This is a genomic window from Bradyrhizobium sp. 35 (assembly GCF_023073215.1).
Classification (GTDB): Bacteria; Pseudomonadota; Alphaproteobacteria; order Rhizobiales; family Xanthobacteraceae; genus Bradyrhizobium; species Bradyrhizobium canariense_D.
In genome coordinates, this window is the sequence record NZ_JADPJC010000039.1 from 1 (window position 1) to 6,704 (window position 6,704).

General features: G+C 61.0%; 5 protein-coding genes and 7 pseudogenes. 8 read left to right on the top strand and 4 right to left on the bottom strand.

Annotation, left to right across the window (positions count from 1 at the left end):
• Positions 1-113: 113 nt before the first annotated feature.
• Positions 114-416: pseudogene (locus IVB36_RS06355) on the top strand (integrase core domain-containing protein); the annotation flags it as partial.
• A 153-nt stretch (positions 417-569) separates the two neighbouring features.
• On the opposite strand, the pseudogene IVB36_RS06360 reads toward IVB36_RS06355, so the two are convergent.
• The 3 genes and pseudogenes from IVB36_RS06360 to IVB36_RS06370 all read right to left on the bottom strand — a co-directional run.
• Positions 570-1,503: pseudogene (locus IVB36_RS06360) on the bottom strand (IS3 family transposase); the annotation flags it as partial.
• Between the two features lie 143 nt (positions 1,504-1,646).
• Complete coding sequence (locus IVB36_RS06365; RefSeq protein WP_247390972.1) at positions 1,647-2,336, bottom strand: hypothetical protein; 690 nt, start codon at positions 2,334-2,336, stop codon at positions 1,647-1,649.
• 533 nt (positions 2,337-2,869) lie between these two features.
• A pseudogene (locus tag IVB36_RS06370) lies at positions 2,870-3,013 on the bottom strand (transposase domain-containing protein); the annotation flags it as partial.
• Positions 3,014-3,248: 235 nt separating this feature from the next.
• On the opposite strand from IVB36_RS06370, the pseudogene IVB36_RS06375 reads away from it, so the two are divergent.
• The 5 genes and pseudogenes from IVB36_RS06375 to IVB36_RS06395 all read left to right on the top strand — a co-directional run.
• Positions 3,249-3,338, top strand: a pseudogene (locus IVB36_RS06375) (ATP-binding protein); the annotation flags it as partial.
• A 183-nt stretch (positions 3,339-3,521) separates the two neighbouring features.
• Positions 3,522-4,078 (top strand): annotated as a pseudogene (locus tag IVB36_RS06380) (transposase); the annotation flags it as partial.
• 311 nt (positions 4,079-4,389) lie between these two features.
• Positions 4,390-4,698, top strand: coding sequence for a hypothetical protein (locus IVB36_RS06385; protein ID WP_247390974.1), 309 nt, complete (start codon positions 4,390-4,392; stop codon positions 4,696-4,698).
• Positions 4,695-4,913, top strand: a complete 219-nt coding sequence (locus IVB36_RS06390) for a hypothetical protein (RefSeq protein ID WP_247390976.1) — start codon at positions 4,695-4,697, stop codon at positions 4,911-4,913. Before IVB36_RS06385 ends, IVB36_RS06390 begins: the two co-directional genes overlap by 4 nt.
• A 105-nt stretch (positions 4,914-5,018) precedes the next feature.
• Entirely contained in the window at positions 5,019-5,177 is a 159-nt protein-coding gene (locus tag IVB36_RS06395; protein WP_247390980.1) for a hypothetical protein, read from the top strand.
• A gap of 37 nt (positions 5,178-5,214) precedes the next feature.
• Here IVB36_RS06395 and IVB36_RS06400 read toward each other — a convergent pair.
• A pseudogene (locus IVB36_RS06400) lies at positions 5,215-5,313 on the bottom strand (helix-turn-helix domain-containing protein); the annotation flags it as partial.
• A gap of 136 nt (positions 5,314-5,449) precedes the next feature.
• On the opposite strand from IVB36_RS06400, the pseudogene IVB36_RS06405 reads away from it, so the two are divergent.
• Positions 5,450-6,505 (top strand): annotated as a pseudogene (locus IVB36_RS06405) (IS256 family transposase); the annotation flags it as partial.
• Between the two features lie 14 nt (positions 6,506-6,519).
• On the top strand, positions 6,520-6,704 hold a 185-nt coding region (locus IVB36_RS06410), incomplete at its 3' end, for a hypothetical protein (protein WP_247390978.1).

A 6,704-nucleotide genomic window follows, 5' to 3' on the forward strand; every position in this document is an offset into this window, starting at 1 on the left:
CCGACCTGCTGCCCTTCAACTTCCCCAAAACCGCCGCTGCCTGAACGGGTCAGATGCCGCCCTCGATACGAAGGCCATCCGTCAAAAGCGCGGGCGTCACCGTGCGGAGAAAATCGCGCTTACTCTCTATCAAGTACACCGAGCGCTTGGCTGAAGCTGGCGTCGAGCCTTCCGTTGGTAGTGTCGGAGATTCCTATGACAACGCTCTCGCCGAAACCATCAACGCCTCTACAAGGCCGAGGTGATCCATCGGCGCGGGCCATGGCGCAGCTTCGAGGCCGTCGAGTTCGCGACCCTGGAATGGGTGGACTGGTTCAACAACCGACGGCTCCTGGAGCCCATCGGCAACATCCCCGCCAGCCGAAGCCGAGCAACGCTACTACACCATGCTGGAACAACCGGCCATGGCGGCGTAACTTAAACCAAATAGCCTCCGGCAAACCCGGGGCGGTTCATACCTGCCATGATGGGGCACTTCCATTTGGCCGAAATTGTGGGTTCGGAATCGATTGTCGATGTGATGAGCTGGTCCAGTAGTCTGAACAGAATCTCCGGGTCGACAAGTGGTGCCACAGCCGCTCGACGAAGACCTTGCATGGCCATACACCCTTACCGTCCATGCTGATCGCAACACCGTGGCTGGCGAGCAGGCCGGTGAAGGCCGCGCCGGTGAAGTGAGCCCTGATCGGTGTTGAAGATGTCGGGCCTGCCGTGACCGGCGCGAGCATCCTCCCGGGCCTCGAGGCAGAAAGCGGCTTTCATCGTGATCGACAGCCGCTACGACAGCACTCGGCGGGTCGCTCAATCGAGCACGACGGCGAGGTAGACAAAGCCGCGCGCCATCGGGATGTAGGTGATGTCCATCGGCCAGACCTGGTTCGGCCGCGTGATTTCCACAGCGCGCAGCAGATACGGACAGATTTTGCGACCGGGCTCGAGCTTGGTGGTGCGGGGGCGGCGATAAAGCGCCTCTATCCCCATCCGCCGCATCAGCGTCCTGACATGCCGGCGGCCGATCTTGCCAGCAGACCTCTCAACATCCGCGAACCGGCGAAAGGAAACTCCAGAAGCAGCCTATCGAGACGCCGCATGATCGCAAGATTGACGTCCGACACCGGGCGCGGCAGGTAATAGACCCTACAACGGCTGATCTGCAGCGCTTCCGCTTGCCTTGTGATCGACAAATCGTGCTCGCGGCCGATCATCGTCTTGCGCTCAGCAATCCCGCCTTGGTGAGCGCGCTTTCTAAAAATCGTCCTCCAGGGTTAGTTCGCCGATCTTCGCGTGTAGTAACTTTACGTCCACGCTCGGGCGGCGGGCGTTACAGTTCCCGATCCGAAAACCTCGGAAGCTCCGCCCTCCAGCGGCGCCTTCCACGCCGCAATCTGATTCGCGATGGACGCCAAATCGGTCGGCCAGTTGAGCTATCGTCCGGTCGCCGTTCACGACGGCCAGCCTTGGCGTTGAAGGCTGGGTGTGAATCCGGCGCGGTCGTCTGCTCATGGTCTCTCCTGTTCTGGACGATTATCGCCGCTGTAATTATGACTGTTCAAATTTGCGGCGCCGGCTCTTGCCTGTAAGCGGGCCATGCCGCTGCTCCGATGTCTAGAACAATCGTTAGTCACTGATTGCTGTACGGGCGACAATCACGAAGGCACAGCCAACCCGCTTCCGTCCTGACGAGCAATTAAGGTTTTCAATTCCTCGGCGGTTCTCCAGAAAAGCCACTCTTCCTCCTCAATATCCTCCGCCACTAGCCGCAATATAGAGCCCCCCGGTTCGCGATGCGGCGCATCATAGACTCCTTTGTCCACTGACCACTGCCCTGCGAGTCCACACGTAAAATCCGGATCCCACATGGCAACAGACGCACCTATTGATATCCTTGACATGATTTTGGCCATACCCTGTCCTCTGAAATCTTTGCGTACCCAAAGGTCACCGTGGTATACTACCCTTCCAGCAATTTTTTGCGCACTTGGCGCCCTGCAAACACAACGATCGTTTGGATGTGCATGTTTGGCGGGATTAGCGTAGAATAACTTCAAGGATTGAAGGTGTTCTGCAAGGTTGCTGTGCGAGAGATCATACAGTCGCGCAGCCTGCACATGAGCAACCTCCTTGTTCTTATCCACCCCGACCACCCAATATCCCTCACCTAACTTAATCGGGGAGCGATCAGGCCGGAACGTTGGATATGTCCTCCCTTTGGTTGGTACGGCCTCTGTGATCGAGATATACTCATCAAAATCGAACCCTATCGAGAGCTTGATACCTTTACGAATGGCAGCATCGTCATACATATGAACGAAGCGTGAGAGGTCTAAGGGGTTCACTACTCTTTTCATTGCTGCACCTTTTCGCCTATCGCGATTAGCCGCATTACGGCCTGTATGTGGTCTGGCAGCTCCTCGTACGTCATCCGCGAGATGTAGAGGACTATCTATTCTTGTAGCCGAATTGCGAGCAGGACCGTAGGAGCTCGGGGCTGACTTGCGGCAGTTAAATGACGCAGGCGGCGCGCTCGTTCCAGGGGCTGGCCTCTGATCGTTACCGCGGCGGTCGGCGATGATCGAGCACCGACCTCGGCGCGCCAACGCACGTCGCGGTCCAGCGACAGCCAACTGTCGATCGGGTTCGCGGCCCGGGGGGACATCTGTCTCGCAAACTCGCCATACCGAGAGCGGCGACACGCCGTTGCGGAGGAGTCGCGCAGCCGAGTTCAAATCCTCAGAGTCGCGACGTTAGTCGCACTTGCCCATGCGCCGCATCCGGAACCTCCGGACGTATCAACTCCGCGCTCGGATATGCCTCCGCGACCTTCACCGGGACGGAGAGGCGCCACCATGATGCAGTGATGCTCCAATGACTAGGGCAGTAGCTGGTCGATGTCGCGGTTTGGATGCCCCTCGACGATCCTTGTCAGGACGTCGGTGCGATACGCGAGCGGATCGACGTCGTTGATCTTGCAAGTCTCGACAAGCGAAGCGACAACAGTCCAGTGTAGGGCTCCCGCCGGATGCGGCAACGGCATCTGACGCATTCGAGCCTCGCGGGTACAATCGAGGGGTGCCGCTGGGGTCGGCGGCCGTTAAGTTCTGGGCCCGAAGAAATTCAGAGGGACCGCAGCGTTTAAGAAGAATCCAACCCGGATTCCCATCGAGAAAATCTCAAGCAGTCTCCGCGACTGTCGGTCATCCGGGACGATGCATCCACATTGGTCATCGCGAGAGTGACATTTCGAGCTTTTACTGGACGATCGCCACGGTCGCGCCTCCACCATCGTCACCAGCCAGGTACCTGTTGAACATTGGCACGACGCTATCGGCGACCCAACCCCACGCTGGAAACCATGGTGTCGATGAGCGATGATCCCAGCGCCAGCCTTTCAAGCTATCGCCAGCTGACCGGCCCGGCTCCTGCCGGCGAACGCGGTGACCCGCCGCGAGCTACACCACGCCACGGGACGCGATCTCCGGTAGGATCGGGTACGACACGCCAAGGCAACCGAGGACCCAGCGATGACGGACGATATGATGAACCTGCGCACACTCGGTGGAGACCCTCGATGCCGATCTGTTGCGCGAGATGATCGGCTTTGCCGCCCAGCGCCTGATGGAGCTGGAAGTCGAAGGCCAAACCGGGGCCACCTATGGCGAGAAGAATCCCGAGCGCCTGGCCCAGCCCAACGGTTACCGCGAGCGGATCTGGGAGACCCGCGCCCGCGCGGTTGAGCTGCGGATTCCCAAGCTGCGCAAGGGCTCCTACTTTCCGGGTTTCCTGGAACCGCTGCCTGGCCGAGAAGGCGCTCGCCGCCGTGTTGCAGGAAGCCTATGTGCAGGGCGTCTCGACCCGCTTGGTGGACGATTTGGTGCAGGCGACGGGCATGACCGGCATCTCCAAGAGCCAGGTCAGCCGGCTGTGCGGCGAGATCAACGACAAGGTGAAGGCGTTCCTCGCCCGCCCGATCGAGGGTGACTGGCCTTATCTGTGGATCGACGCCACCTACGTAAAGGTGCGCCAGAATGGCCGCATCGTGTCAGTCGCGGTGATCGTTGCGGTCGGCGTCAGCAGTGAGGTGCGGATTCCGATTTATTCCGGCCGGGTATTCCGACTTGAAGCCGGCCATCGTGCCGACTTGAAGCCGGTCGGGTTTTGGAAGTCGGCGTTTTCGTTTGGGTCAGCCCCTCAGGCATTAAGTCCCTCCTTGATCAACGAGGGGAAGAGGCTGCCGGCGTGGCGAGAAGTGACCATGCGACAGATACGACAGATGCTGCGGGTTGCCCGTGATGGGGTGAGCGCCCGGGAGATCGGGCGCACTCTCGGGGTGGCGCGCAGCACGATCCAGGACAATCTCAAGCTGCCTCGACTGCCGGGCTGGCGTGGCCGTTGGCGGGCGATCTGACCGACGCCGTTCTTGAACAACGTCTGTTTGCCCATGCCGGCGTCAGATCCGGCTTCCGCCGCCGAGCTGAGCCGGATTGGGCCTCGCTGGCCTGTGAGCTGAAGCTGCCTGGCGTCAATCTGATGCTGCTGTGGGAGGAGTACCGGGCGGTCCATCCGAAAGGTTATGGCTACAGCCGGTTCTGCGATCTGGTCCGGGATCGAGCGGCGGCTGTCTCCGACGATGCGGCAGGTCCATCCGGCCGGCGACAAGGTCTTTGTCAACTATTCCGGCAAGAAGATCATGATCGTTGAACGCGCAACCGGGGTTGGTGCGCGAGCCGGAGATCTTTGTCGCCGTGCTTTGCGCCCCGAATTACACCTATGCCGAGGCGACCTTGACGCAGGCACTTACGGACTGGATCGAGGCCCATGTCCGCATGTTCCGTTTCTTTTGCGGGGTGCCCCGCCTCGTCGTCCCTGACAATCTGAAGTCCGGCGCGCACCCGGCTTCCTTCTACCGCCCCTGAAATCATTCGCAGCTACGGGATGATGGAGTCCCATTAAGGCGTGGCATCCTTCCGGCACGGCCAAGAAAACCCGGGATAAGGCAAAAGTGCAGGCTGGAATTCGTTTTGCCCAGACCTATATCCTCGGGCGGCTTCGCCGCAATCACCGCCGCGTTGGAGCGCATCAACGCCCACGTCATGCGCCGGATCGGCGTCAGCCGCGGAAAATTGTTCGGGACCGTCGAAAGGCCTGTCCTGGCGCCGTTGCGGGATGCCGAAAATTAGTTCGCGGAATGGCTCCTGGCCCGCGTCTCGCTCGATTATCACGTCCCAGGCGACGTCCCATCTCCTCTATGGAATGGCCCTGCAGCTTGAGAAGTGCGATCTCCTCGCGCTCAATCAACGAGAGATACCGCCCGGAGAGCGCCTTTGCCGAAGTTCTGAACACCGCTGGTGGCAGAGCTATCGCCCAAAGTTGGTGACGGCGGGAATCGGAAAGGCGGCATATCGTGGGGGTGCTTGACGCCTCCACTTCTCCCCCGAAGGAGCGATATGCCGTGTCCAACGATAACGTCATCCATCTGATTCAGCCAGGAATCTTCGACGATCAACTCACAGAAGTCTTGCGCAATGGAGCGCGTGCCCTGCTGGCCCAGGCGGTCGAGGCCGAGGTTGCAGACTTTCTCGGCCAGCATGCCGATTTGAAGACCTGGGACGGCCACCAGCGCGTCGTCCGCCACGGTCACCTGCCGGAGCGAGAGGTGATGACCGGCATCGGTCCGGTCGCCGTCCGCCAGCCGCGTGTACGCGATCGCGAAGCGGACGCCGCCGATCCTGGCCGCATCCGGTTCTCGCCGTCGATCCTGCCGCCCTACATGCGCCGGTCGAAGTCGATCGAGACGCTGCTGCCGATCCTTTACCTGAAGGGTATCTCGACCGGCGACTTCTCTGAGGCGCTGGCTGCGCTGCTCGGCAAGGATGCTGCCGGGTTGTCGGCATCCGCCATCGGTCGCCTGAAGGATGGCTGGCTCGACGAGCACGCCGCGTGGCAGAGGCGCGATCTGTCGGCGAAGCGCTACGTCTACATCTGGGCCGATGGCATCCATCTTCAAGCGCGCCTCGAAGACGAAAAGCAGTGCATCCTGGTGCTGATCGGCGCGACGCCGGAAGGCCGCAAGGAACTGGTCGGCTTCACCGATGGCGCCCGCGAGAGCGCGCAGGACTGGCGCGATCTGCTGCTCGATCTGAAGCGGCGCGGGCTCGACGTGGCGCCGCAGCTTACCATCGCCGATGGCGCACTCGGGTTCTGGAAGGCGGCCGGCGAGGTCTGGCCGAAAACGCGCGAGCAGCGCTGCTGGGTGCACAAGACCGCCAACGTAATCGCCAAGTTGCCGAAGAGCCAGCAGCCGAAGGCCAAACGCGCGTTGCAGGAGATCTGGATGGCTGAAACGAAGCTCGCCGCCGAGCTGGCGTTCGACGCCTTCATCGAGAGCTACGCGCTGAAGTACGAGAAGGCCGCCGATTGCCTGAGCAAGGATCGAGACACGCTACTGGCGTTCTACGACTTCCCGGCCGAGCACTGGAAACACTTGCGGACGACGGATGAGATGGACAAGCGATTTTTTTCATGACCGAGATGACGATTGCAGAAATCGCGTACGTCCATTCTTTTGTTCGGCTGCGCCGCAGGCCATTCTTCCGTCCCGGCCATCGATCTCGCAGCCGCCGCGCGCAGGGGCGGTCAAGGCTGGCCGCGTTTGCGGCCACCGCAAGGCTTGGCCTTGACCGGCCCGAGCACGGCGGCATGCTGGC